This window comes from Rhizobium grahamii CCGE 502, assembly GCF_000298315.2.
Taxonomy (GTDB): domain Bacteria; phylum Pseudomonadota; class Alphaproteobacteria; order Rhizobiales; family Rhizobiaceae; genus Rhizobium; species Rhizobium grahamii.
In genome coordinates, this window is record NZ_AEYE02000003.1 from 129,965 (window position 1) to 155,986 (window position 26,022).

The window sequence follows — 26,022 nt, forward strand, 5'->3', positions numbered from 1 at the left end:
GTGTCCGCTGCGCTATTCCAGCCCGCATCGACTGGAAGGCGCGACAGGAATCTCGGCCTCACCTCGCATGTGGCATTTGATTGCTTTATTGATTATAGATATCGATTGACCTGTGAAGCGGGCATTTTTTGATATCGCCTCTAAGGATTTTTTATGGAAAGCCGCCGCGTTGAACTTGGGTGGATGCGCATATTCTCCGAGATCGGCAAGACGGGTAGTCTGTCGGCTGCGGCAAGCGCTCTTGGCCTGACGCAACCTGCTGTCAGCTATCAAATTCGGCGGCTGGAGGAGCAACTAGGCGTCAGTCTGCTGAAACGACAACATCGTGGCGTTGAATTGACGGCGGAGGGCCAACGCCTGCTCGACATCGTGGCAAGGAGCGTCAGCGAAATTGACGAGCTGGCGCGGCGCTTCCGCACTGAAACGGACAAGCCAACGATCCGACTGCGGACGGACTTCGCGTTCTCTTCGCTCTGGCTGATCCCGCGGATGCACGCATTCCGCACGCTTTACCCGGAAGTCGACATTCAGATTGTCGCGACACAACGAATAGAGAAAGGTCGTTCGGACGACGGCGATATTGCCGTGGTCTTTGGTCGGCGATCCGAATTCGATCGTGGCGCGCTTCTGCTCTTGCCGGAAAAGGTCGCGCCGGTCTGCACCCAGGGCTTTCTCGATCGCTACGGCTCCCTCTCGACGCTTGATGATCTCGCGCGGACGCGTTTGATTCATCTCGATACCGAGGAACCGTCGCCTTGGTTCGACTGGCGGACCTATCTGGCGGAGCTCGGTGTCCGCCGCGATGGTCACGCCGGGCAGGGCGACCTCAGCTTCAACACCTATTCGCTGGTGGTACAGGCGGCAATCGGCGAACAGGGCGTTGCGATCGGATGGATGGGCCTGGTCGACTCCCTGCTGGCAACCGGGATGCTGAAGACTGCTGGCCCCGCGCTGGAAGCGCCGGAGCGAGGCTACTGGTTGCTGCTGCCGCGCACGCGCGACGCCCAAAGTGACCTGCTTGCAGCGTGGCTCATGGCCGAGGCTGGCATCGACTGACGCTAACCCTCAAGCGACGAGGTCATCAAGGAAATCTTGGCACCAGCGCGATACATCGTGCACCAGCAGGTGGTCCATCATCTTCCGCCACCGTTCCTGACGTTCCTCAAGCGGCATGTTCAAGGCCCGTGCCAATGCGTTGGCTGTTCCCTCGATGTCGTAGGGATTGACCAACAAGGCGCCCTTCTTCAGTTCGCGGGCGGCACCGGCGAAGCGTGAGAGCACCAGCACGCCGGGATCCTCAGGGTCCTGGGCGGCAACATACTCCTTGGCGACGAGGTTCATGCCGTCCCGAAGCGGCGTGACCAATCCAACTTCGGCCAGCCGATAAAGACCGGCGAGGATCGGGCGGCTGACGGAGCGGTTGATGTAGCGGACTGGCACCCAGTCCACCGTTCCCAAGGCACCGTTGACGCGGCCTGCCTGCTCCGCGACGGTGCGTTGCATCTGCTCGTATTCAGGCACTTCCGATCGGGATTTCGGTGTGATCTGGAGATAGGTGACTTTCCGTTGGTGGGCAGGATTGTTGACGATAAAGCGCTCGAAAGCATCCAGCCGCTGTGTGATGCCCTTCGAGTAATCCAGCCGATCGACGCCGATGATGAGGTCGCGATCCTTGACGCTCTGCCGTGCCCGCTGCACCAGGTGATGGCTACTCGCCTTCTTGGCAAATTCGGCAAAGGCAGCGGTTTCGATGCTGATGCCGTAAGCGCCGCCCTTGAAGACCTTGCCGTGAGCCGTGAACCGGCCATCTCCAATCGCATCGCCCATGTCCTCGCGGCGAAGGCACCCGGCGAAGTTTTCCAGATCATGGTCCGTCTGAAAGCCGACGAGATCGTAGGCCGCCAGACCATGCATGATCTCCTCATGAACCGGCATGGTGTAGAGCACATCGGCCGGCGGCCAGGGAATGTGCAGGAAGAAGCCGATGCGGTTCTTGAAGCCCATCTGCCTTAGCTCCGCAGCCAACGGGATCAGATGGTAGTCATGCACCCAGATGATGTCGTCCGGCCGCAGCAGCGGCGCCAGCCGATGCGCGAAGAAGCGGTTGACCCGGAAATATCCGGCCATTTCCTTGCGGCCGTACTCCGCCAGATCCAGCCGGTAGTGACAGATCGGCCAGAGCACTCGGTTGGCGAAGCCGTGGTAATACTCCTCGACATCCTTGCCGGTGAGATCGGTCAGGGCGTAGGTGATCTTGCCTTCTTCCGTCAGGGAAAGTGGGCCGGGCTCGTCGTTTTCGCTCGACTTTCCGGACCAGCCCATCCAGATGCCACCGCGTTGTTCCAATGCTGCTTTCAGCGCCACCGCCAGGCCGCCAGCGGAAGCCGCGCCCTCCTTTGTCGGGGCTGGCACGCGATTGGAAACGATGACGAGACGGGACACAGGGATTCCTTTCTTGGGAGGGCAGCGCGAGCGCTCGGATCAAACGGCAAACTGCCCAATGAGTTCCCGCACTGCCGATGCCGAAGGCAGCGTCAGTGCGGCGGCCGTTTCGGAGGGTGCGCCCACCCGAACGGAGAGGCCGCCCTGACGATTGGCGATGCGAAACATCGCTTCATCGGTTACGTCGTCACCGATGGTGATCGGACGTCTGCCGGCAAACGGTGGCATCGATAGAAATGCCTCGACGGCATGTCCCTTGTCGGCGCTGGCGGGACGGAGCTCAAGCACCATCTTGCCTCGCTGCAAGGTCCAGTTTGGGCCTGCCCGGGACAGCATCCGCTCCATGATGGGCTCCACCTGCGCCTGCTTGTGTGGCGCCAGACGGTAATGGGCGGCGACTGCCGCTCCCTTGTCCTCCACGAGCACGCCTTCCAGCCCTTCCGTCTCCTTCCGAAGATCGGCCTTCAGAGCCTCGAAGGCGGCTGTCGTTTCTGCCTTGGCGACCTTGCCGTCGGGTCGACGCAACTCAGCGCCATGCAGGCCGGCGATCGGAAACCGGAATGGCGAGAACAATTCATCGGCATAGGCGAGCGCTCGCCCGGTCACCAGGGCCAACGCCCCACCGAGCCTTTGCGAAGCGACATCGAGACCTGCGGGCAGCAGCGGCGGCACGACGATCGCGTCGGGTACCTCGGCCAGATCGAGCAATGTGCCGTCGATATCGAGGAAGAGAGCGCAATCTTGGGGAGAAGAGGATAGAGCGCTCAGCACTTTCTTCTGCCCCGAGGCCGGTTGCGGCGTCGCGGCAGGAAATGGCTTACTGGTGTACGACATGGTGACTTACCTATGTCGCTATCCACCGAAGGCAACCCGCGTGGTTCAATGCTGCGAGGAAATCTCGGATTTCTCCTAGGGCCTTGCGTCCGGCCATTTCATTCAGCCGGGATCGTGCGGGAATGCTCGGCAAAGAAGGCCTTCGCGTCAGCCGTGAAGGCTTTTCGCTGATCCGCCCGCGTATAAAACATGTGGCCGCCTCGGTAAACCTTCAGCGCCACCCGCTCGCCGGCAAGCGAAGCGGGCAGGTGGTCAACGACATAGCGGCTGACGCCGTAGGGCGTCACCAGATCGCTGTAGCCGTGGGCGATCAGCAGGCGGAACTTCGGATTGGAGGCAAGCAGCTGGCGGATGTCGTCGGTCACGCTCGCCTGCAGCCTCGACCCCCCGCCGCGTCCGCCCCATTCCCATCTGCGGCTGACGTCGCCGTCCAGCAGCGAATAGGTCATCTCGGTCTTGAAGCCGAGTTCGTTGCGCGCATAGTCGGCAAAGGCGCCGCCATAGGCACGGGTGAAGCCGTCGAGAATTGCGTCGCCGCCGCGATCAGAGTCCGACTCCGGGTAAGGATCGGGCGTCGAGAACGCTGCGTCGTAAGGGCTGACGACCTTGCCACTTGACTGCTTCGCGTAGGCATTTCCGAGGAAGCCACGGTTCTTCGTCACGACATCCTCGGGAATGCCGGTCATGCCGGCAATCTTGCCATAGAAGGCCTTGGCGGCATCGCCTGTCGGCGCCGCGCCGGCAAGTGTCGTCAGATAGTCGCTAAGAGCAAACTTCTCCACCTCGCTTTGCCGTGCTTCATCGAAGGCGTTGCGCCTCTCCATGTTCGCTGCCGCGAGCGACGGAAACTCAAGCGCGGCGCCAAGTGCAAACTGATCGGCATTGAACATCAGTTGCCCTTCGAGCAGGGGCGAAAGCAGGATCGCGCCGGAGACGATGATTCCTTGGCTATCCTTCAGTGCGCCGGCGACTTTGGCGGCGCGAAAGCCGCCGTAACTCTCGCCGAGAAGAAATTTCGGTGAACCGGAGCGGTTGTTGTGGGCGACATAGAGGGCGATCGCCTTTGCAATGCTCTCCGCGTCGGAGTTGACGTTGTAGTATTTGGACGCGTCGTCGGCCTTGGCGGTCCGGCTCCAGCCCGTTCCGATCGGATCGATCAGGACAAGGTCGGTGAAGTCGAGCCAGCTCAGCGGATTGTCGACCAATTTCGCGTCGGCCCCATCGTCGCCCTTCGGGCCGAAATCGAGGATACGCGGCCCCACAAGGCCGAGTTGGAGGAATGCCGAGGCAGCACCCGGGCCGCCATTGAAGGCAAAGGTCAGCGGTCGGTCGGGCGCTCCATTCTTGGCGACATAGGCTGTATAAAAGATGGCGCCGGTCTTGGAGCCGTCTTGCGCGAACAGGTCCAGCGTCCCGGCCGTTGCGACATAGTCGAGCTGTCGGCCACCGATGGCCATTGTGCGCTCGGTCGCCGAGTCGGCCGGCAAAAGGCTCAGCACACCATCATCCGATGCCCGCTGTGTGGAAGCATCGCCTCTGCCCTCCTGCGATAGGGCGGGAGTGATCGGCGCAAGCAAGGCGGTTGCAAGCAGAATGGCGGACAGGAAACGCAAGACTTCTCCTCCGGCGGAAGCGGCATTGGAGAGATCAGCCTAGCATCGACCCGATGGGGGAGAAATCAACAGATGGTGAGGCGGACGTCAGTCCGCTTTCTCGATCGTCCGCGCATTGACGAATTGTGCACGGCCGGCGCTCCAGCCATTGATGGCGGCACCGGCACCGAGCGCCACGAAAAGCACCGCCGACCAGGCAAAGCTGCCGGTCCAGCTGCGGATCAGCCCAACGACGAGCGGACCGATCGCAGCAAGCAGGTAGCCGACACATTGGGCCATGCCGGAAAGGTGGGCCGCGACATGCGGATCGCGAGACCTCAAGACGATCGTCGTCATGGCAACCGCAATCAGTCCGCCTTGGCCGATGCCCTGCACTACGGCCCAGACCCAGACCGTGGACAGCGGCGCAAATAGCAGGCCGAACAGGGCGACGACAGCGACGGCGCAGAGCGACGCGTTGATCACCCGCTGATCCTTGCCCCTGACCGCGATCTGCGGGGCGACAAGGCATGCCGCGGCCTGAACCATCACCGACACGGAAACGATCGCCCCCGCGGTGATCCCGTCAATGCCGCGTTCACGCAGGATCGGAACGAGCCAGCCGAACACACAATAGGCCAGCGCTGATTGCAACCCCATGAAGAGTGTGACCTGCCAGGCCAGGCGATCGCGCCACAGCCCTTGCACCGAAAAGCCGGTGCGCTTGACCTGGTTCTTTGTGGACAGCACCTGCGGCAGCCAGATAATCGCGACGACCAGTGCGGGTAGCCCCCACGCGGCAAGCGCCGCGGAAAGGGAATCACCGAGCATGTGTTCGAGCGGCAAGGTAAAGCCGGCCGCGCTCGCTGCGCCGGCACACAGTGCCATCGTGTAGAAGCCGGTCATCAATGCGGCGCGATCGGCAAAGTCGCGCTTGACCAAGCCTGGCAGCAGCACGTTCCCGACAGCGATGCAGCCGCCGGCGAGGGCAGTGCCGACGAAGAGCAGCGGAATCGAGGAAAGGCCGCGCAAGGCTGTCCCGAGCGCCAGCAGGACGAGCACGCCGAGAAGCGTGCGTTCCGTGCCGATCCGCTGGGCAAGCCGTGGCGCGAGCGGCGAAAAGGCACCGAGGCAAACGACGGGCAAAGTGGTCAGCAGGCTGGCGCCCAGCGCGGAGAGGCCGAGTTCAGACTTGATTTCGGGCAGCAGCGCCGAGGCACTGGAAAACACCGGACGCAGATTGAACGCAATCAGAACGAGGCTTGCCCCAAGCAGAAAGCGCGCCGCGGCGCTGCTGCCGACCGGCGGCTGGGGTTGCGGGACGCTGTCGGCCTCGGCGTCGATGAGTTGTTCGTCCGCCAGGTCGTAGACGTGAGCGGAATCCTGAAGGGGCGTTGTCATGAATGGAGCATCCGGTCGAGAGCGCTGATGATGGGGGCCATAAAGCGGCGAACGGCCGCGTCGGCCTGCTGCGGATCACCGCTGCTGATAGCGTCGATGATGTCGGCATGCGCCCGCATATCGGGCTCCGGAATTTCATCATCCAACGTCGCCTTGATCGTCTCGGCGATCGAGGCGGAGAAAAACTCATAGATCTCAATCATCGCACGGTTGGCAGACGCGGCGATGACCGCCTTGTGAAAGGCAAGATCGCGTTCGATGAAGGCGCTTTTATCGCCGCCTTCGAAATTGCCGCGCTTTGCAAGAAGTGCCCGAAGCTCCGCGATGATCGCAGGCGTCTGCCGTAGAGCCGCGAGCCGTGCCGCCTCGACGTCGAGCGCACACCGGGCCTCGAAGAGGTCGCGCAGACTGGCGCGACGGGCCATGGTGAGCGGCAGCCGGGTATCCGTGGTCGAGAGCACGTAGGTTCCTGAGCCCTGCCGGGTCTCCAGCAGGCCTTGCGACACCAGCACCCGGACAGCTTCGCGGACGGTGCCGCGGCTGACGGAGAGCATGGACGAAAGCGTCGCCTCGTTGGGCAATTTATCGCCAACGGCCCACCTCTTTCCGAGGATCTCCGCACGGATCGACTCAATGGCTGTATCCGCCAGCTTGGTTTTTGCGAGTGGTTCCATCGTTCATATTCATAAAGTCATCTGATGACTTTATGAATACTCCGAGATCATGATGCTCGTCAATGCTATCGCGAAAATTGGAAAAGGGCCGCGCGAGCGACCCTTTCCATGAGTTCTGGCCTGTAAATGGCCGGACCGTCAAAGCGGCCCTAGGAAGGTGGGCTTAGAGCGAGGGCTGCCTCGCTTTCATCACCACTTCCATGCCTTTTACGAGGTCTGAAATCTCATTAGACATTGGATCACCTTCCTTTCGTTCTGTTGTCGATAAGAAGAAGGTAGGATGATTCGCCGGCGATGCAAGAAGAATTCCTGACGAAGGCGCTGCGAGAACTTGCCGATCCCACCATTTCATTTCGCTGTCATCGGCGATCCTGTAATGATTACAACGGAGTGCCGCTTGCTTCTGTTCCGTTGTAGACTTTAGTGGGAAAGCCTGTGGATTGAGCCGGCTCAATGTGCGGCCTTGATGAACGTGCCATTCTGCAGTTCGCGCATTGCCTGCATGATCTCCTCGCGAGAGTTCATGACGATCGGCCCGTGCCAGGCGACCGGTTCCTCGATCGGCTTGCCCGAGACAAGCAGGAAGCGGATACCTTCGTCGCCGGCCTGCACTGTCACTTCATCACCGCTGTCGAAGACGACCAGCGTCCGGTTGCCCGACATGTCGCGGATGTTTAGCTCTTCGCCGTTGACCTCTTTCTCGACGCGGACGCCGAAGGGTTTGGACGCGTCGCGGAACGTGCCGGAGCCAGCGAAGATATAGGCAAAGGCGTTGCGATAGGTATCGACCGGCAGGCGCTTCTTCTTGCCTGGCGGCACCGAGACATCGAGGTAGATCGGTTCGGCTGCCACGCCGTCGACCGGGCCTGCCTTGCCCCAGAAGTCGCCGCAGATGACGCGCACGGCGGTGCCGTCGTCATCGACCACGACAGGGATGTCGGCGGACTTGACGTCCTGGTAGCGCGGCGCCGTCATCTTCAGCGATGAGGGGAGGTTGGCCCAAAGCTGGAAGCCGTGCATGCGTCCGGCAAAATCGCCCTTTGGCATTTCCTGGTGCATAATGCCGCTGCCCGCCGTCATCCACTGGATGTCGCCGGCGCCGAGCAGGCCGCGATTGCCGAGGCTGTCGCCATGCTCGACGGTACCGGCGAGCACATAGGTGATTGTCTCGATGCCGCGGTGCGGATGCCACGGAAAGCCGCGGATATACTCGGCCGGATTGTCGTTGCGGAAATCGTCCATCATCAGGAACGGATCGGTCATCGACGGATCTCCGAAGCCGAAGACGCGGTGCAGCTTTACGCCGGCGCCTTCCATGGTCGGCGTTGCGGTACTCATATGTTTTACGGGACGGATCGACATGGCATCCTCTCCAAGGTTCAACTTAGCCCGAAATATAGCGATCGGGCCGGTCCGAGCGAAACCGCCGGAGGCAGGAACGCACTGTTCACAAAAGAAGATGCGTCATTGCGCAATGTGATCACGTCAATCGTCAGAAATTTGTCATCTTCCGCTTGCAAGCCACGAAGCCGTTTAGGTCTTATTAACCATCGGATTCGACAATCATTGTCGCGTTTCAGCATTTCTCCCGCTTCCGACGGAACGGGTTTCGGAGTGGAAAGAGCATGTGTCGCTGGGCAGCCTATCGCGGAGACCCCCTCTATCTGGAGGAACTGGTGTCCTCGCCCGCGCACTCGCTGATCGAGCAATCGCATTGCGCCACCCGTGCCAAGACCCCCACCAATGGCGACGGCTTCGGCATCGCCTGGTATGGCGACCGACCGGAGCCGGGGCGCTACCGTGACACTTTGCCGGCCTGGTCCGACTGCAATCTCAAGAGCCTTGCGCGGCAGATCCGTTCGCCGTTGTTCCTGGCGCACGTGCGGGCGGCGACCGGCGGCGGCACCCGTCGCGACAACTGTCACCCTTTCACCTACGGCAACTGGTCGTTCATGCACAACGGCCAGATCTCCGGCTTCGAGCGGCTGCGCCGACCCATGGAAGCCATGCTGGATGACGACCTTTTCAACGCCCGCGGCGGGACGACGGATTCCGAGCTGATGTTCCTGCTTGCCCTGCAGTTCGGTCTGCAGCAGACGCCGGTGGCTGCGATGGCGGAGATGATCCGCTTCGTCGAAAGCCTCGCGGACAAGCTGCTGGGATCAGTGCTGCTGCGCTATACGGCGGCCTTCTCCGATGGCAAGTCGCTTTATGCGATCCGCTATGCGACCGACCGTAAGGCGCCAACGCTTTACGCCTCACCGCTCGGCAAAGGCTATTGCCTGGTGTCCGAGCCGCTCAACGATGACGTCGATGCCTGGGCAGAGATCCCGGACGGCAGCGCCGTCACACTCGGCGACAGCGGTCTCGACATCATACCGTTTCGTCCGGTGCAGGCTGTGGTGAGAGCCGCCCCAGTCGCCGTCACAGCTTGAGCCGTTCGGCAATCATTGCCGCCAGCCTGGTGGCAACCTCTTCCTTTGCAAGGTCCGGCCACTGCTCGATGCCGCTGTGGGCGACGATCTTTACGCGGTTGCGCACACCGCCCATGATGCCTGTTGCCGGCGACACGTCATTGGCGACGATGATATCGGCACCCTTGCGATCGAGCTTTGCTCTGGCATTGTTCTCGACGTCCTGGGTTTCGGCGGCGAAACCGATCACCAGCTTCGGCCGCATCGTGTGATGGCCGACGGTCTTCAGGATGTCCGGATTTTCCGTCAGTGCGAGCGTCGGGATGGATTCGCCAGGATGCTTCTTGATCTTCTGGTCGGCGGCTGAGGCAACACGCCAGTCGGCGACGGCCGCGACCATTACGGCGACATCGGCCGGTAGAGCGGCGAGCACGGCGTCCCGCATCTGATCGGCGCGCTCGACATGGACGACCTTGACGCCAAAAGGATCGGGAATGGAAACCGGTCCCGAAACCAGCGTCACGTCTGCGCCAAGCGTGGCAAGCGCCGCGGCAATCGCATGTCCCTGGCGGCCGGAGGAGCGATTGGCAATGTAGCGCACGGGGTCAATCGGCTCATGCGTTGGCCCGGAGGTGACGATGGCCCTGCGACCGGCAAGCGGTTTTGGCCCATCGCTGAGCAAAGCCTCTGCCGCAGCAACGATCTCCAGCGGTTCGGCCATGCGGCCCACACCCGCCTCGCGGCTCTCCGCCATCTCGCCGGCCATCGGCCCGACGAAGCGAATGCGGTCGCCACGCAGCGTCTCGACGTTGCGCTTGGTCGCAGGATGCGCCCACATATGCGGGTTCATGGCGGGTGCGGCAAGAACCGGCCGATCCGTGGCCAGCAACACCGTGGAGGCAAGGTCGTCCGCAAGCCCGTTCGCCATCTTGGCAAGCAGGTCCGCCGTCGCCGGCGCGATCAGGACAAGGTCGCAATCGCGCGCCAGCCGGATGTGCCCGACATCCTGCTCGTCCTGCCGCGAAAAAAGATCCGTGAACACATGGTCGGCGGCAAGCGCGCCGACGGCAAGCGGCGTCACGAATTCCTGCGCGCCTGTGGTCATCAGCGGTCGCACGGAAGCGCCCCGCTCCCTGAGCCGTCGGATCAGGTCCAGGCTTTTATAGGCCGCGATCCCGCCTGAAATGATGAGGAGGATGCGTTTGCCGCTGAGAACCATGGCTCTTTCCATCGATTAGCTGGTTGCATCAAACCCTAAGCCTTTGGGGAATAATAAGCAATCGGCAGCGGAAGCGCATCGGCCGCAGTGACAACGCGCGCCTCCTGTGGCATGGAGCGAAGCATGGGGACCATGCGGAGCATCTTGCGGGATCGGGTATCGGCCAGCGCCGTCGCGCTGCTGGTCGCCTGCCTGCTTCTGATCCAGGGACTGCTGAGCGGCACCGCCCAGGGCGCCATGGCGGCATCCGCCGTCGATCCCTTTGCGATCATCTGTTCTTCGAGCGGACACAGTTCCATCAACGAAGCCGGACATGGCAATTTGCCGGCCAAGAAGGCGCCGGAGTGCCCGTGCGGCACCCTCTGCCGCCTCGCATCGACTGCCATGCCGGCAATTCTCGGCGGGCAGGCGGCTCCTCTTTATGTCGCGGTCGACACCGCGATCGATACGACGATCCGAGCGGATGCAGTCGTTTCGCTTGCTTTACGTGGCCGGATCGCCGAACCGCGTGCCCCTCCCATCAGGGCCTGACGTCGTCGTCCGCCTCCACGCCTGTCGCGTAGAGGCCGGTTTTCTCACGTTGGGAGTCCTCCATGTCCGATCTTACCATCGGTCGCGAGAGCGTTGGCGCTTCGGTGCGCTCCGCCTCCGACCTCTACCGCGCCGTCTGGCGTTGGCATTTCTACGCAGGCCTTCTTGTCCTGCCTTTCATGATTACGCTGGCAATCACTGGCGGCCTTTATCTCTTCAAGGATGAGATAGACGCAGCGATCCATTCCGATCTCAAGCGCGTCGACGTGCAGCCGGGCGCAAACCGCGCGGCACCTTCAGCGATGGTGGCTGCCGCCCTTGCCGTCCACCCCGGAACTGCAGTCAAATTCACCGACCCGGCCACGCCCGGCGCCTCTGCCGAAATCACCATCGGGACGGAGGCGGACGGCAAACTTGCCGTGTACGTCAACCCCTACACCGCCAAGGTGCTGGGCGCATTGCCGGATCGCGGCACCGTCATGTGGACGATCCGCTATCTCCACAGCTTGAAATATTTCGGAAACTACGCGCGCATGCTGATCGAAATCGCGGCGGGCTGGTCGATCCTGCTGGTCGCCACGGGTATCTATCTCTGGTGGCCGCGACGGCAGACCGGGGGCGTTCTTTCCGTTCGCGGCACGCCGAAACGCCGGGTCTTTTGGCGAGACATGCATGCCGTGACCGGCATCTTCGTCGGCTTCTTCATCGTCTTCCTGGCCATCACGGGTATGCCGTGGTCCGGCATCTGGGGAGGCAAGATCAATGAATGGGCGAACGGCAACAACTTCGGCTATCCCGCAGGAGTGCGCGTCGCCGTGCCGATGTCCGACGAGCACCTCGATCACATTGCCAAGACCTCGTGGTCGCTTGAGCAGGCGCAGGTCCCGCAGTCTCCTGGGCACGCGCATCATGCACAGCCGATCGGTCTCGACGCCGCCGTCGCCACCTTCGACCGTCTTGGCCTGCATCCTGGCTATGCCGTCAATATTCCGACCACAGCGGATGGCGTGTTTACCGGTTCCGTCTATCCCGATGACCTTACCAAGCAACGGGTCGTACATCTCGACCAGTATTCCGGAACGCCACTGATCGACATGAGCTACGCCGACTACGGTCCTCTGGGCAAATCGCTCGAATGGGGCATCAACACCCATCTCGGCCAACAATTCGGACTTGTGAACCAGCTTGTACTGCTCGCCGCTTGTGTAGCCATCATCCTGCTTGCGGTTTCGGCTGCGATCATGTGGTGGAAGCGACGCCCGGCGGGCTCCCTCGGCGTCCCGCCGTTGCCTGCTGACAAGCGCGTGTTTCGCGGCCTGATCGCGATCCTTGCCATCGGCGGGGTGCTCTTCCCGCTCGTCGGGCTGTCGCTCATCGTTATGCTCGGCTTGGATTGGCTCTACATCAGGTCCAGAAAATTGCGATCGATCTGACATCGCGGGCAGTCAAGCCCGACCGATAGACAGCAGAAAGGCCGCGGATCAGAGGATCCGCGGCCTTCTCATGCATCCTCTGATGGGTCTCGGTCCTCAGAGGTTGCTCATCCCTCCATCGATGACAAGTTCGCTGCCGACGATGTAGGCGGCTTCATCGGAGGCGAGGAAGATGATCGTCTTAGCAACCTCGCCGGCACCGCCGAAGCGGCCGACCGGGATTTGCGCCTGGATCTGCGAAGCCATGGCCTTGGCGTCGGCTTCCGACATGCCGAATTTGCCATAGAGCGGTGTCGCGATCGGGCCGGGGCTGACGGCGTTGACGCGAATGCCGCGTCCGATCAGTTCACCAGAGAGCGTCTTTGCAAGCGTCAGCAACGCACCCTTGGTCAGGGCGTAGACGCTGGAGTTCGGCATGCCGATATGGGCATTGATCGACGTGTTGAGAACGATCGAAGCCTGCTTCGAAAACAGCGGCAGCAGAGCCTGGATCAGGAAGAACGGGCCCTTGACGTTGATCGCAATCGACTTGTCGAAGGCTTCCTCGCTCCATTGTTCGAGCGGACCGAATTCGGCAATGCCGGCGTTGACGAAGAGGATGTCGAGGTGACCGAAAACGTCCTTGATTGCTGCGGCGACGGCCTTCTGGCCAGCAGCGTTGCCCGCATCCGCCTGTATGACCAACGCCTTGTCGCCAAATTCGGCACGGGCTGCCGCCACGCTCTTTTCGCTGCTGCCGGTCATGGCAACGCGAGCGCCTTCGGCGATGAACTGACGGACGGTTTCGAGGCCGATGCCGCTGGTGCCGCCGGTGATCAGGGCTGTCTTGTTCTGTAAGCGTGCCATTGTCGTGGGTCCTTGTGTTCCCGTTGGGCGTGCGCCCTTTGATGACTTTGAGGATGTGGTGAAGATGCCGCCGCAACAATCCGCTCTTTTCCGGACGGCTGTCCAGTCAGAGCGGATAGTCGGGCGTAGCGTCAGGTGCGGGTGATTGACGCGCCGCCGTCGACCAGCGAGGCTGTGCCGGTGACGAAGCTCGAGTCGTCGGATGCGAAGTAGAGCACGGAACGGGCAAGTTCCTCAGGCGCTGCAACACGCTTCAGCGCATGCAGGTTGGTGATGAAGCTCTGCTTGCCTTCGGTGTCGTTCATCTCGCGATACATGTCGGTGTCGACCGCACCCGGCAGAACCGCATTGACGCGCACGTTCTTCGGGCCGAATTCGGCGGCGAGCGCCTGTGTCAGGCCGATCAGGCCGGACTTGCTGGCGGCATAAGCGGCAACGCCCGGGAAGGCGAAGCTGTAGCCGACGAAGGTGGAGGTGAATATGACCGAACCGCCGCCGTTCTTTTCCATCTGGCCGATCTGATGCTTCGCAGCCAGGAAGGAGGCCGTCAGGTTGATCGTCAGCGCTTCCGTGAAACCGGCTTCCGAAACACCCGTGCTAGGACCGGCTTCGCCAAGGATGCCGGCATTGTTGAAAGCAATGTCGAGCTTGCCGTAGCGATCGACTGCGGTTGCGACCAGCGCCTTGTGATAGTCTTCCGAGCGGACGTCGCCGGCAACGGCGACGGCGTCTCCACCGGCTGCCTTGATCTCGGCCACTAGGCTTTCAAGTTCTGCCTGGCGGCGCGCGCCGACCACGACCTTTGCGCCTTCGGCAGCAAAGAGCTTGGCCGTTGCGCGACCGATGCCGGCGCTCGCGCCGGTGACGATGGCGACTTTTCCATTCAAGCGATTCATTGTTCCATCTCCAGTGTTAGGTTGCGGGTGGCGATTGCCGTCCCTTTCGATGGGCTGAAGATGGCATTTTCTTTTCGTTCGGATTAGTCTCCAAATGGTGGAACTCGAATTCGGATTTGCCGAACGATGATCAGGGTTGAGGGAATAACGGCCTTTGTGGCGATTGTTGAATCCGGCTCGGTCAGCGAGGCCGCCCGGCGCCTACGCCTGTCAAAGTCCGTCGTCAGCGAGCGGTTGGCGGAACTCGAAAAGTCGCTTGGCGGTTTGCTGCTGCATCGGACGACGCGAAAGCTCACCCTGACGGAAGACGGTACCGCCTTTCTGGAGCGCGCGACGCGGATCGTTCAGGAAATCGAGGAGGCCACCGCCGAGATGGCGGTACGCCGTGGCACGTTGTCCGGTCCGCTGCGCATCGCCGCCCCCGTCACCTTCGGGCGCATGCATCTCGGCCCTGCGCTATACCCGTTTCTGGCCGAGCACCCGGAGATCCAGCTGGTGCTCGACATCGACGACCGCCGCGTCGATGTCTCCTCGGAAGGGTATGATGCCGTGGTCCGCCACGGCCCGATCGTCGACTCCCGGCTGGTGGTATGGAAGCTCAGCCGCAGTCGTCGGCTTTTGGTCGCCTCGCCGGATTATCTCGGCCGCCATGGTGTGCCGAAGACCCTTGCCGACCTCGATGACCATAAGGGCATCTTCTACACCAATCGGGGTGTCGCGGACTGGCGGTTCCAGACGCCGGATGGAGCGATCGTCGTGCGGGCAAGTCAGGCCGTCGGCATGAACAACGGAGACATGATCCGCGATGCCGCGGCCGCCGGTCTTGGAATCGCGCTGCTGCCAGCCTTCATCGCCGGACCTGCGATCAGCGCCGGACAACTGCAGGAGATCGATGTCGGCTACAGGCCGGAAGCCGAGTTCATCTACATGGCGCATCCGGAGGGCCGCAATCCGTCCGCGAAGTTGCGTGCTGTCGCCGACCATCTGCGCAGGACCTTCGGAGATCCGCCCTATTGGGATCCCGCTGGCTGATCAGATGAGGCTCATCATGTTTGCCGCGACACGCGACCGCTGCGCCTTCAACATCGCAAGCCCGAGACGTGCCACCAGCGGTGGCCCTTCGATCGACCGGTAGGCGACGCCATCGAGAGCTAGATGGGCAATCGAAGCGGGAACGATCGACACGCCGAGATCGGCGGCGACAAGATTGACGACCGATGGGATCTGCGGCGCCTCCTGCGTCACGACAAGCTCGAAACCGGCATCGCGGCAGCCCCGCACGATGTCGTCATAGAGGCTGAGACCAACCGTGCGCGGAAACAATATGAAGGGCTCGCCGGCAAGCGCCGAGAGCGGCACCTTCCCGTATTTCGCGAGCGGGTGGTGCGCCGGTAAGGCGATCAGCATCGGCTCATCCGCCAGCCGCTTCAGCGTGACGTCTTTAGGATCCTCCAGGCCGGGCCTGATGAAGGCGACGTCGATTTCCTGCCGCAGCAATTTCTCCATCAACCAATTGCTGTTCATCTCGGTCAAGGAAAGGCTGACATCGGGCCACTGGCTGCGAAAGCGGCGGATCGTGCCGCTGACCGCCGTGTTGAAGGCAGACGACGCGGTGAAGCCGAGTGCCAGCCGCCCGGTCTCGCCACGTGTCGCGCGCTGCGCGGCGAGTTTCGCTTTTTCGGCCGCGGCAATGGCAGCCCGACCTTCCGGTAAAAAGGCGTTGCCCGCCGCCGTCAGTTCCGCGCCATGCGGAACGCGATGAAACAGCGAGGCGCCTACCTCATTTTCAAGGTCGCGGATCTGCTGGCTGAGCGGCGGCTGGCCGATGCCGAGCTTCGCGGCGGCGCGGGTGAAATTCCCCTCTTCGGCCACTGCCAGGAAATAGCGGATATGGCGCAGCTCCATCGGTATCTCCAAAAGCTATTAATAACGGCACTTCCATATATTGGACAAATGGCGCGTCGCTGGCTAGATCAAAAGACGTGAAAGGTTGGTGCCCCAATGCAACGCGCCGCAGACAAGTCGCTAGACGTCTCCGAAACCCACGCCCGTCCGAATCTCCACCTCGTGCGAACGGCGGCGGAAATACAGGAAAAGCAGTTCCTGCTGCGGGGGACGTCGTCTTATCGGCGCGCCAGCCTCGCACTCTTCCTCTCCGGTTTTGCGACGTTCTCGCTGCTCTATTGCGTGCAGCCGCTGATGCCGATCTTTGCAGCGGACTTCGGAGTGAGCCCGGCGGCGAGTTCGCTGTCCTTGTCCCTATCGACCGGCTTTCTCGCCTTCGCGATCTTCTGTGCCGCGGCTGTCTCTGAAAGCTTTGGCCGCCGCAGCCTGATGTTCGCTTCGCTGCTCGGGGCTGCGCTTTGCACGATCGCCTGCGCCCTCGTCCCAAGCTGGCACGCGCTGCTTGTTATCCGCGCGCTTGAAGGGCTGTTGCTCGGTGGCGTACCGGCTGTTGCGATGGCCTATCTCTCCGAGGAAATCGATCCGCGGGGACTTGGCGCTTCGATGGGCCTCTATATCGCTGGGAATGCCTTCGGCGGTATGGCAGGCCGTGTCGTCACCGGCACGCTGGCCGAATTTTTCTCCTGGCGCATCGCATTGGGCGCGCTCGGCGTGCTCGGCCTTGCTGCAGCAATCGGCTTCTTCCTGCTGCTGCCCGCATCGCGCAATTTTACGCCGCGCAAGGGTTTCGACGCCCGATTCCACGTGAGGGCCTGGGTCGGCCATATCAGCAATCCGACGCTGCCGCTGCTCTTCGCCATCGGCTTTCTCGCCATGGGCACCTTCGTCACGGTTTACAATTACATCGGCTTCCGCCTCGTTGAGCCGCCCTACAACCTCAATCAAACCGAGCTTGGCCTGATCTTCACGGTTTACCTCTTTGGCATTGCTGCCTCGTGGGTTGCCGGCATGCTCGGTGACCGCATCGGTCACTTCATCGTCCTGCCGGCCGGCATCGCGGTCGCGGCATTGGGTGTGACCGCGACGCTCTCATCCTCCTTGGCGCTGATCGTCCTTGGCATCGTGCTGCTGACATCGGGCTTCTTTGTCGCCCATTCGGTGGCAAGCGCGCTCGTTGGTCGCCTCGCCCGCGGCACCAAGGGACACGCTTCAGCGCTCTATCTTTTGTCCTATTACATCGGCTCCAGTGTTGCCGGTTCGGTCGGTGGTTATTTCTGGGGTGCCGATGGCTGGAATGCCGTCGTTGCCTTCACGCTGTCGCTGCTGGCTCTCGGCATAATCGCGGCGCTCGTCGCCGCAAAGCTGGCGAAACAGCCGTCGTCATAGCAAAGGGTCGCAAGCCGACTAAACGTTTTTCAGCGTGCGCCGCGGCTGAGCCTCCCTCATGCCACTCCACAGGTACCAGAAGACGGAGATCAGGATGATCACGCCGCCGATGATTGTGGAGACAGTTGGCGTCTCGGAGAAGGCAAGCCAGACCCAGAGCGGGCCGAGCACGACATCTAGCAGACCGATCAACCCGGCCTCGCTCGACGGGATATAGCGGCCGCCGGTCATGAACAGCAGATAGGCAATCCCCGATGTCGTCGACCCGAAGACCGCGAGCACCAGGATCTCCTGCCAGCTCGGTAGCGTGTGGGACATCAGCGGCAGACAAAGCAGCACACAGAGGCCCGACCCCAGCGCGTTGACTGGCGCCAGCCGCAGCGCGGGATAGCGTCGCGCTGCCACAAGCAGAATGCTGAAGGTCAGGGTCATCAGAAATGCCAGCGCGTTGCCCGCGATGTCCTGGGGCCTCGCCCCGAAACCTGCAACAATCAGGACGCCAACGAAGGCAATCATGCTGGCTGTAAGCACGCGCCTACTGATCTTCTCCTTCAGCCAGACGTAAGCGATGGCTGCGGCGACGAAGGGAACGGTCGCATAGATCGCCAGCACATTGGCGACCGTCGTCAGCTTGAGCGCGCCGATATAGCCATACATCGAAATCGCGGCCATCAGACCAAACAGCGGATAGAAATAGAGCGGCACCTTGCCGGGCTCGGCACTGATCCGCTTCTTTGCCAAAATGATGATCGCCAGCGCCAATCCACCAAACAGCGAGCGCCATCCGAGCACCGTCCAGACATCGAGGTCGAGCGCCCGGACGAAGAGCCCCGCGGTGCTCCACATGATCGTAGCAATGCTGACGAGGAGCATACCATAGGTGCGGGGCTGCATGGCGGGGTCCGTTCTTTGGAAGGGCAGCTGTCGAGTCGACATCCGATCTCTATCAGAGACGCAAGACCAGCGATCGATCGGTTGCGCCACGCCATAGCGTAATCCGACAGAAAATGCCTCCAGATAGGCGCCGCGGCGCTATCCGAGTCTGATATAGGGAACGTCCTTCCTTGCCACCTCATTCAGCGCTTCGTCATAGCCGGCGTCAGCATAACGCATGACGCCAAGTGCCGTGTCGTTGGTGAGCGCATGGTCGAGCCGCTCGTCGGCGGCATCGGTGCCGTCGGCCACGACGGTCACGCCGCAGCTCGTCATGTAGCCGGCATAGCCGCCGCCGCCGGAATGAACGACCACGAGATCAGCCATCGACGAGCAAAGCATCATCGCATCGATCAACGGCCAATCGGCGATCGCGTCGGAGCCATCCTTCATCCGCTCAGTCATGATGTTCGGGTGCGCCATCGCGCCGGCGTCGAGATGATCCCGCGAGAAGGCGACGGGTCCTTTCAGCTCACCGCTTGCGACGAGTTCGTTGACCCGGCGGGCGAGCATCGTGCGCTCGCCGTGGCCGAGCCAGGCAATGCGCGCCGGCAGCCCTTCGAAGGGCACATTCTCACGCGCCAGCCGGATCCAATTGGTGACGATATTGTTTTCGGGGAACATTTCGAGCAGCAGATCGTCGATCCGGGCGATGTCGCTTTCCTCGCCAGACAGTGCCATCCAGCGGAAGGGACCGATTGCCCGTGCAAAGAGCGGCCGCAGATAGGCTTCGGTGAAGATCGGAATGTCGAAAGCGTTGGCGACGCCGCCTTCCTTGGCTTGGGTGCGGATCAGGTTGCCGTTGTCGAAGACCTCGGAGCCCTTCTTCTGGAAATCCAGCATGGCGGTAACGTGTTGCACGATCGAGGCGCGGCTTGCGGCCATCAGCTGTCCCTGGCCGTCGTCGCGCAGTTCGCGAACCTGCGCAAGGCTCATGCCCTTCGGCACGTAGCCGTAGACCAGATCGTGCGCGGAGGTCTGGTCGGTGACGATATCGGGCACGACGCCGCGCCGCGCGATTTCGGGATAGATTTCCGCGGCGTTGCCCACGAGACCAACCGATAGCGCCCGCTTTTCCTTTACGGCGGCATCGATCATCGCAAGCGCCGTATCGAGATCCGGCGCCATTTCCTGCAGGTAACCGATCTCCTGCCGCTTCTTCGCGCGCTCCGGATCGATGTCGACGCAGAGGATGGCGGCACCCGCCATGCGGCCGGCCAGTGGCTGCGCGCCGCCCATGCCGCCGAGCCCCGCCGTCAGCACGAAGCGTCCGAAAAGATCCCCGCCGAACCGGCGTTCGGCAATGCGCATGAAGATTTCATAGGTCCCCTGGATGACGCCCTGGCTGCCGATATATTGCCAGGCGCCAGCCGTTAGCCCGCCCCAGCAGATCAGTCCCTTCCGCTGCAGCTCGTAGAAGACCTCGGCCTTCGCCCACTGCCCGACGATGTTGCAGTTCGCCATGATGACAAGCGGCGCCTTTGCGTGCGTCTTCACAAGGCCGATCGGCTTGCCGGACTGGATGAGCAGCGTCTGGTCCTCGTCCATTTCGGTCAGCGCCTTGACGATGCCCTTGTGCGCCGCCCAGTTGCGTGCGGCCTTGCCGAGCGCGGCATAGACGATGAGATTGTCGGGATCCTCGCCAACGGAGAGGACGTTTTCCAGAAGCCGCAGCAGAGCCTCCTGGCGCCAACCCTTGGCGCGCAGCTCCGGTCCGCCCGGAATCGGAAATTTTGGATGACGGGGATTGGGCTTCGGCATCTTGGTCGTTCCTCTATATCTGTCTTTTCTGGGCCTCGGGGCCTATGTTCCGTTCACTTGGCGGGCAGTGAGCGCACGAAGGCCATGGCCGCCTCCAAGAGACGGCGCCGCATATCGTCATCGCCGTAAATCTCCGCGCCGACCCTGACCCAGCCATGCATGGCACGGCCGCCGGAAAGCATCTGCGTGGCGCCGGGCAAGTCGAGCGCCCAGCCGTCGTTTCCTTTCCCGAGACGGACCAGCAGACCGTCCTGTCGGGCGCCGCAGAGGAGGTTCCCATCGAGCAGGAAGGCCAGCCCGCCGAACATCGGCTTTTCGCTGAGACCGGACATGGCGCCCAGCTCTTCCCTCAGCAATTCCTCGAGGCCGACGTCCCGCGCCATGCGATCAGGCCCTTGCCGCGAGCGCGTAGCGCGCAAGCTCGATGCCCATCGCCTTTTCCACCGGGGGGTAGACGGTCGAGTCGAGAACGCTGGCCGACAGCGGAATGATGCTCATCGGCACATGCAGAATGAAGACATGCATGCCGCCCTTCAGCTGTCCGACGCTCAGCGGCTCTCCCTCGGGCGAGAGCGTTGTGATGACCGAGGGGAAGGTCGCGATCCGTTTGCCCTCGATGTCGTCGACGGCCATGTATTCGTTCATCACATGCATGGTCACCGCCTTGTCGCCGGAGCCGACGACGATCGTGCCGATGTCGAAGGCCTCCTTAGTGTAGACGACGTCCCTCTTGGTGATGATGCCTTCGGCAAGGATGTGCCCGCCGGTCGTCTTGCAGATGGCGTCGATCACGGCAGAACCGCCGATCTTCTCTGCGGCAATAATCGCCTCGCCCAGCGCCAATGCCATCGAGATGCCGCCAAGTGCTGCGTGGGTGCGCACATAGGAGGCGCGCAGCGGATTGCGGCAGCTGGCGATGAAGCCACCCGATTGATCGGAGGCAGCCCGCAGGATCGGTGAGATCTTCGCCGTCGCGCCCTTCACGACAAGCTCGATGTATCGGTTTTCGGCGCGGTTGCCGCCGACCGCCGTCTGGATCATCTGTTCCGGCGAGCCTGCCATGCCGATCGAGCCCATGTCGCCGGTCGGATGCGCGCGGATATCGCCGACGGCATCGACGACCTTGGTCCCGAGGATTGCGGAGGGCAGCCAGCCGTTCAGCGTTGATGACTTGCCGTTCTGGCCGATGATCAGGCCGGACAGTTTCTCGCCGAGTTCGTCCTGCAGCAGCTGGACGGCCTTCACATAGTCGATGCCCTGCATTTCCCAGGGGGTCGTGGAGGCGGGCGCGCCGATCGCAGCAGCGGTCGCGATCCAGTCGTCGTCCTTCAATTCGTCGATCGATACGAGTTCCGGCTTGCCGACGTTGACCGCGGCATAGCCGAGCATGCGACCATGATCCGCCCAGCCGCCGCCGCCGGCGGCGTAGACCGACCCTCCCTTGACGGCGGCTTCGACATCCTTCTCAACGAGTATGCGTCCCATCAGGCATTCTCCTGCTTCAAGCTCTTGTCCATGTCGATGACGGCTTCGAAAAGCACCGCCGCGCCAAGCGCGATGTCATCATTGTCAGCCCATTCGTCAGCGGAGTGGCTGCGCCCCTCCCTGCAGGGCACGAAGATCATCGCCGCAGGCGCGACCTTGGCAATCCAGGCCATGTCGTGGCCGGCGCCCGACGCCATGCGGCGGTGCTTGGCGCCGACGGTTTCGCACGCCCTTTCAAGTGTCTTCAACAGTCCGGGATCGCTCGGCGTCGGACGGTTATCCGAAACCCGCATGGGGCTCTTGATCGATACTCCGTAAGCAATGGCTAACTTAATGACGTGTTCGTCCAGCCACTCACAGAAGGCTTCCATGTCGTTGCGAACCTCCGCGCGCCCATCGATCAGCAGGACGACCTTCGAGGGAACGACGTTGGCCGCATTCGGCTCGATCCGGAACTCGCCGACTGTCGCAGCGAAATGCCCCGGTGTCTTCGCGTGGGCGGCCGCAGCATTGCGGATATCGAGAACCAGTTGCGCGGCGGCGACCAGCGCATCCGAGCGGCTATCCATCGGCGTCGTCCCGGCATGGTCTGCGCGTCCCTCGACGATGATCTCAATGCGCGTGATCCCGGCGATCGCCGTGACGATGCCGATATCCTTCTTCTCGTTCTCAAGGACCGGGCCCTGCTCGATATGCAGTTCGAGAAAGCCGGCAATATCGGGCCTGCTTTGCTGCTGCAACACGCCCGGGCGGCCGCCAACCTCGGCAATCGCCTCGGCCAGATCACGTCCATCAGTCACGCGCGAAAGCCAGGCTTCCGGCATTTGCCCGGTCATTCCCCGACTGCCGATACAGGAGACACCGAAGATGCTGACCTCCTCCGCAAGGAAATCGACGATCTCCAGGTCGTGATCGAGCGCGATGCCCCGATCGCTGAGCGCACGCGCGACCTCAAGTGCCGCCACCACGCCGGCAATGCCGTCGAAACGCCCGCCATCCGGCACGGTGTCCGAATGCGAACCGAGCATGATGGTGCCGAGCCCGTCGATAGCGCCCCGCCGCTTGCCGATCAGGTTGCCGGCGGCATCGATCCTTGTTTCAAGGCCAGCCGCCCGCATGCGCGCTTCGATATAGGCGCGGCCCTCGAGAAACAGCGGCGAGAAGGCGCGGCGGGTCCAGGGATGACCGGGTTCGGTGATCCCCGCCAGAGCGTCGATATCCTCTGCGATACGATCTGGATTGACCGGCAGGTTTCGACTCATTCTGCGGCTCCGGCGATCACCTGCCTCGGCAGCGGACGCACAAAATGGCCGGTCCCGGGTTCAGCCAATACGGTCGCTCCATCGGTGATTTTCTTGCCGCGCAGATAGGTCGCGGACACCGTCCAGGGAAGGCGGATGCCGTTATAAGGGCTCCAGCCGACAACGTTGTTGCCGCTGGCTGCCGCGTCATAGACCGTTTCCCGCGGCTCGAGCACGACGATATCGGCGTCCTTGCCAGGCGTGAGCGCGCCCTTGATATGATCGAGGCGGAAATGCTTCGCCGGGTTTTCCGCCATCAGCTTGGCCGCCCAGGTCAGCGGGATGCCGCGCTCGGCCGCACCCTTGATGAAGAGCGGTACCATCACTTCGAGCCCGGGCACGCCGGACGCGTTCGCGAGCATCTCAGGATTGGTCTTCCGATTTTCCGACCAGCTGACGTGATCCGTCGAGACCAACCAGACATTGCCCTCCGCAACCCTGCGCCACAGTCCCTCGACCTCGGCGCGCGGCCGGATCGGCGGATTGATCTTCGCCTTGCCTCCGAGCCGTTTGACGTCGTTTTCCTCGTCCAGCGTCAGGTAATGAATGCAGCATTCGACCGTGGCCTCGAAACCGTCGCGGCGATAGGCGCGTGCGATGTCGTAGCCGCGTCCAAGCGAACAATGGACGACATGCGACGGGCAGCCCGTATTGGCGCCGGTCTCGAAAATGGTGTGCATCGCCAGCAGTTCGGTGATCGGCGGCCGCGACAGCCCATGCGCGCGCCAATCCGTGATCCCGCTTGCTTTCACACGCTCCATGTACGCGCGCACGGCCTCGTCATCCTCGTTGTGAACGCCGGCGGTCAGCCCGGTCGGCGCGATCGCAGCAAAGCATTCGTCCAGCAGGGCAGGGGGGATGCGCGGGAAACGTTTCGGATCCGTACCGAACGTCGAAAACTTGAAGGCGGCAACGCCCGCATCAACCATTTCGGCAACCCGCTCGGCGCCTTCCTCGGGATCGACGGTGCCGTAGAGCGCAAAATCGACCCGCGCCTGCGGGCCGGCATGGGCGATCTTCTTCTTCACGGCTTCTGCCGAGCAGACGAGGTTGCCTTCATCATAGGGCATGTCGACGATCGTCGTCACGCCGCCGGCAGCAGCCGAGCGGGTCGACCAGATGAAGTCCTCCTGGTCCTTCTGCGACAGCGAGTGAACCTGGGCGTCGATGGCGCCCGGCAGGATCAATGCCTTGCCGAGGAGATGACGTTCGCACGCGGCAGGCGGCACGCCGAGCCCGACTTCCGCAATCTTGCCGTCGCGGACGGCAACGTAGCCGGCCTCCAGGATGCGCTCCGGCAAAACGACCGTGCCTTGCAGAACGAGATCGAAATCAGCCATGCCGCTTTCTCCGTGGCGATATTGAAGGGATCAGATGGCGACTGGTTCCTGGGTCAGGCGCTGCTCGATGCGCGCCAGCGAGCCGAGCGCAAAGAAGTCGTCGAAGGATGCGATCGGCACCTCTTCGATCAGCTTGGACATGAATGCGTCGGAGCCGAATTCTTCCTCGATGGCTTCCACCTCGGCAGAGAGTGGCCGGTCGACCGTATAAAAGTCCGCATGCTTGCGAACGACGTCGTAGAGCATCCCGCCGACGCCCTTCGGCTTGTCGCCGAGAATGTCCACGGCCTGTGCCGAAAGCAGCGCTTCGAGCGCGGCAAGGCGCATCAGCGCGCGCGTCTGACGCTCGAAGCGTTCGATCACCAGCGGCAGGAAGGCAGCCTCATCCTCAAGGCCGGCCGCAACCACCAGGGACTGCGCCGAGACCGGGTTCGACATCGACAGCACGCGAGAAAAGATTTCTCCGGCCAGCTTGATGATCGGACCGAAGCCAGTGGCGATACGGCCGGGCGGCACGAGATTGACCGGCAGGTCGCGGCGCTGACCATTGCCGAGCAGGACGCAGCGGTTGAAGGCGTTGCGGGCGGCATGCGCCATGCAGAGAGCGGCCGATTCTAGCAGGATCGTCACATCGAGCGGCAGTGATCCGCCCGAGGTCATCACGCGTCCCTCGACGACGACGGGGTTGTCGTCGGAGCGTCCGGTGGCGGCGAGGATCTTGTGGCCTGTCGTCAGCAGATTCTCGATGACGGCACCGAAGACCTGGGCGATCATGCGGAGGCTCAACGGGTCCTGGACGTGGGTCTTGATCGGCCAGTGCCAGGCGTCCGACGCATTGCAGAGCCAGGAGCCGATCAAGGCCTCCCGGGAGGTGCCGACATGGCGAACGGAAAGCCACGGGTCGCGGGAAGCGCCGAGTGCACCTGAAGCCATCATGCCGGAGGCCAGCAGCACACGAATGGAGGCCGCGGCATTGCGAGTCGCGTCCGCTGCCGCGGCAAAACTCACGGCATTAACGCTGAGCGAGGCCAGGCTGTCGCGCGGTGCCATGGTGAAGGGCTTCATGCCGGCAGCGGTGAAGGCATCGGCCGCCTGCATGCGCTTGCCGCGATGGACGGCTTCACCGACTCCCGTCAGTACAGCGCCGATCTGTCCCATCAGGCCGATATCGGCGCAGCCGATGGAGCCGGTGCGGCGCACGACCGGAATGATATCCGCCTCCAGCATCTGCATGTATGCATTGACGAGTTCGGGTGTGCAGCCGACTTGACCGGTCAGCGCGGTATTGATGCGGATGGCCATCGCGTTGCGCACGACCGAGCATGAAAATGGCGTACCGGTACCGAAGTGATGTGCACGCACCAGCCCGAGATTGAAGGCGTCGAGATCCTCGGGAGACCACTCGACATCTTTCATGGCGCCGACGCCGGTGGTCGCTCCGTAGACCGGCATTCCAGTCTTGATCGCATCCTCGACGATCCCGCGCGCGATCTCGACGCGTGCCATCCCGGTCGCAGAAGCCGAGATCGCCACCTTTCCCGATCCGACCCTCACCATCTCGGCAAAGCTGAGCGGCTGCCCGGAAAGTTCGATGCGGGGGCGTTCATGCTTCATCTGCCATATCTCCTT

23 protein-coding genes are annotated in these 26,022 nt (G+C 62.5%); 6 read left to right on the forward strand and 17 right to left on the reverse strand.

All coding sequences use genetic code 11. The features are described 5' to 3' along the window. Positions 1-153 precede the first annotated feature (153 nt). A complete protein-coding gene (locus RGCCGE502_RS01775) occupies positions 154-1,056 on the forward strand; it encodes a choline sulfate utilization transcriptional regulator (RefSeq protein WP_016552449.1) in 903 nt (300 codons plus the stop codon). A 9-nt stretch (positions 1,057-1,065) separates the two neighbouring features. Here the strand turns inward: RGCCGE502_RS01775 and otsA are convergent, their stop codons facing one another. The 6 genes from otsA to RGCCGE502_RS01805 all read right to left on the reverse strand — a co-directional run bounded on the left by otsA (position 1,066) and on the right by RGCCGE502_RS01805 (position 8,305). Then, positions 1,066-2,442 carry an alpha,alpha-trehalose-phosphate synthase (UDP-forming) gene (gene otsA / locus RGCCGE502_RS01780; RefSeq protein WP_016552450.1) on the reverse strand — a complete coding sequence of 459 codons (1,377 nt, stop codon included), beginning with the start codon at positions 2,440-2,442 and terminating at the stop codon, positions 1,066-1,068. A gap of 39 nt (positions 2,443-2,481) precedes the next feature. Then, entirely contained in the window at positions 2,482-3,276 is a 795-nt protein-coding gene (otsB, locus tag RGCCGE502_RS01785; protein ID WP_016552451.1) for a trehalose-phosphatase, read from the reverse strand. Between the two features lie 98 nt (positions 3,277-3,374). Then, complete coding sequence (locus RGCCGE502_RS01790; RefSeq protein WP_016552452.1) at positions 3,375-4,889, reverse strand: S10 family peptidase; 1,515 nt, start codon at positions 4,887-4,889, stop codon at positions 3,375-3,377. 87 nt (positions 4,890-4,976) lie between these two features. Continuing rightward, positions 4,977-6,269, reverse strand: a complete 1,293-nt coding sequence (locus tag RGCCGE502_RS01795; protein ID WP_016552453.1) for a CynX/NimT family MFS transporter — start codon at positions 6,267-6,269, stop codon at positions 4,977-4,979. After that, positions 6,266-6,943 carry a FadR/GntR family transcriptional regulator gene (locus tag RGCCGE502_RS01800; protein ID WP_016552454.1) on the reverse strand — a complete coding sequence of 226 codons (678 nt, stop codon included), beginning with the start codon at positions 6,941-6,943 and terminating at the stop codon, positions 6,266-6,268. Before RGCCGE502_RS01800 ends, RGCCGE502_RS01795 begins: the two co-directional genes overlap by 4 nt. Before the next feature lie 450 nt (positions 6,944-7,393). Then, entirely contained in the window at positions 7,394-8,305 is a 912-nt protein-coding gene (locus RGCCGE502_RS01805) for a pirin family protein (protein WP_016552455.1), read from the reverse strand. Positions 8,306-8,568: 263 nt separating this feature from the next. Here RGCCGE502_RS01805 and RGCCGE502_RS01810 point away from each other — a divergent pair, with 263 nt between their 5' ends. Then, on the forward strand, positions 8,569-9,378 hold the full coding sequence (locus tag RGCCGE502_RS01810; RefSeq protein WP_016552456.1) for a class II glutamine amidotransferase: 810 nt from the start codon (positions 8,569-8,571) through the stop codon (positions 9,376-9,378). Here RGCCGE502_RS01810 and coaBC read toward each other — a convergent pair. Continuing rightward, entirely contained in the window at positions 9,368-10,576 is a 1,209-nt protein-coding gene (coaBC, locus tag RGCCGE502_RS01815) for a bifunctional phosphopantothenoylcysteine decarboxylase/phosphopantothenate--cysteine ligase CoaBC (protein ID WP_016552457.1), read from the reverse strand. The two genes, RGCCGE502_RS01810 and coaBC, sit on opposite strands and share 11 nt — an antisense overlap. Positions 10,577-10,699: 123 nt before the next feature. On the opposite strand from coaBC, the gene RGCCGE502_RS01820 reads away from it, so the two are divergent. Continuing rightward, positions 10,700-11,107 carry a DUF2946 domain-containing protein gene (locus RGCCGE502_RS01820; protein ID WP_019279610.1) on the forward strand — a complete coding sequence of 136 codons (408 nt, stop codon included), beginning with the start codon at positions 10,700-10,702 and terminating at the stop codon, positions 11,105-11,107. 62 nt (positions 11,108-11,169) lie between these two features. Continuing rightward, positions 11,170-12,540, forward strand: a complete 1,371-nt coding sequence (locus RGCCGE502_RS01825) for a PepSY-associated TM helix domain-containing protein (protein ID WP_016552459.1) — start codon at positions 11,170-11,172, stop codon at positions 12,538-12,540. A gap of 96 nt (positions 12,541-12,636) precedes the next feature. Here the strand turns inward: RGCCGE502_RS01825 and RGCCGE502_RS01830 are convergent, their stop codons facing one another. Together RGCCGE502_RS01830 and RGCCGE502_RS01835 are read right to left on the reverse strand one after the other, a co-directional pair. After that, entirely contained in the window at positions 12,637-13,386 is a 750-nt protein-coding gene (locus tag RGCCGE502_RS01830; protein WP_016552460.1) for an SDR family oxidoreductase, read from the reverse strand. A gap of 131 nt (positions 13,387-13,517) precedes the next feature. Continuing rightward, complete coding sequence (locus RGCCGE502_RS01835; protein ID WP_016552461.1) at positions 13,518-14,282, reverse strand: SDR family oxidoreductase; 765 nt, start codon at positions 14,280-14,282, stop codon at positions 13,518-13,520. 126 nt (positions 14,283-14,408) lie between these two features. Between RGCCGE502_RS01835 and RGCCGE502_RS01840 the strand changes: the two genes are divergently transcribed. Continuing rightward, positions 14,409-15,314, forward strand: a complete 906-nt coding sequence (locus RGCCGE502_RS01840; protein ID WP_016552462.1) for a LysR family transcriptional regulator — start codon at positions 14,409-14,411, stop codon at positions 15,312-15,314. Here RGCCGE502_RS01840 and RGCCGE502_RS01845 read toward each other — a convergent pair whose 3' ends face one another. Next, on the reverse strand, positions 15,315-16,187 hold the full coding sequence (locus RGCCGE502_RS01845; RefSeq protein WP_016552463.1) for a LysR family transcriptional regulator: 873 nt from the start codon (positions 16,185-16,187) through the stop codon (positions 15,315-15,317). A gap of 96 nt (positions 16,188-16,283) precedes the next feature. Between RGCCGE502_RS01845 and RGCCGE502_RS01850 the strand changes: the two genes are divergently transcribed. Beyond that, on the forward strand, positions 16,284-17,573 hold the full coding sequence (locus tag RGCCGE502_RS01850) for an MFS transporter (protein WP_016552464.1): 1,290 nt from the start codon (positions 16,284-16,286) through the stop codon (positions 17,571-17,573). An 18-nt stretch (positions 17,574-17,591) separates the two neighbouring features. Here the strand turns inward: RGCCGE502_RS01850 and RGCCGE502_RS01855 are convergent, their stop codons facing one another. The 7 genes from RGCCGE502_RS01855 to RGCCGE502_RS01885 all read right to left on the reverse strand — a co-directional run bounded on the left by RGCCGE502_RS01855 (position 17,592) and on the right by RGCCGE502_RS01885 (position 26,007). After that, positions 17,592-18,467, reverse strand: a complete 876-nt coding sequence (locus RGCCGE502_RS01855; protein ID WP_016552465.1) for a DMT family transporter — start codon at positions 18,465-18,467, stop codon at positions 17,592-17,594. 138 nt (positions 18,468-18,605) lie between these two features. Beyond that, positions 18,606-20,267, reverse strand: a complete 1,662-nt coding sequence (gene ertB, locus RGCCGE502_RS01860; protein ID WP_016552466.1) for a thiourocanate hydratase — start codon at positions 20,265-20,267, stop codon at positions 18,606-18,608. A 53-nt stretch (positions 20,268-20,320) separates the two neighbouring features. Continuing rightward, positions 20,321-20,650, reverse strand: a complete 330-nt coding sequence (locus RGCCGE502_RS01865) for a TfoX/Sxy family protein (RefSeq protein WP_016552467.1) — start codon at positions 20,648-20,650, stop codon at positions 20,321-20,323. 4 nt (positions 20,651-20,654) lie between these two features. Continuing rightward, the gene (ertC, locus tag RGCCGE502_RS01870) at positions 20,655-21,752 is read right to left on the reverse strand and encodes a thiohydantoin desulfurase (protein WP_016552468.1); all 1,098 of its coding nucleotides are present in this window, start codon (positions 21,750-21,752) and stop codon (positions 20,655-20,657) included. Beyond that, entirely contained in the window at positions 21,752-23,014 is a 1,263-nt protein-coding gene (locus tag RGCCGE502_RS01875; protein ID WP_016552469.1) for a Zn-dependent hydrolase, read from the reverse strand. Before RGCCGE502_RS01875 ends, ertC begins: the two co-directional genes overlap by 1 nt. Next, positions 23,011-24,393, reverse strand: coding sequence for a hydantoin-5-propionate amidohydrolase (gene ertD, locus RGCCGE502_RS01880; protein WP_016552470.1), 1,383 nt, complete (start codon positions 24,391-24,393; stop codon positions 23,011-23,013). The genes RGCCGE502_RS01875 and ertD overlap by 4 nt, the downstream gene beginning before the upstream one ends. A gap of 30 nt (positions 24,394-24,423) precedes the next feature. Further along, on the reverse strand, positions 24,424-26,007 hold the full coding sequence (locus RGCCGE502_RS01885) for an aromatic amino acid lyase (protein ID WP_016552471.1): 1,584 nt from the start codon (positions 26,005-26,007) through the stop codon (positions 24,424-24,426). Positions 26,008-26,022: the final 15 nt, after the last annotated feature.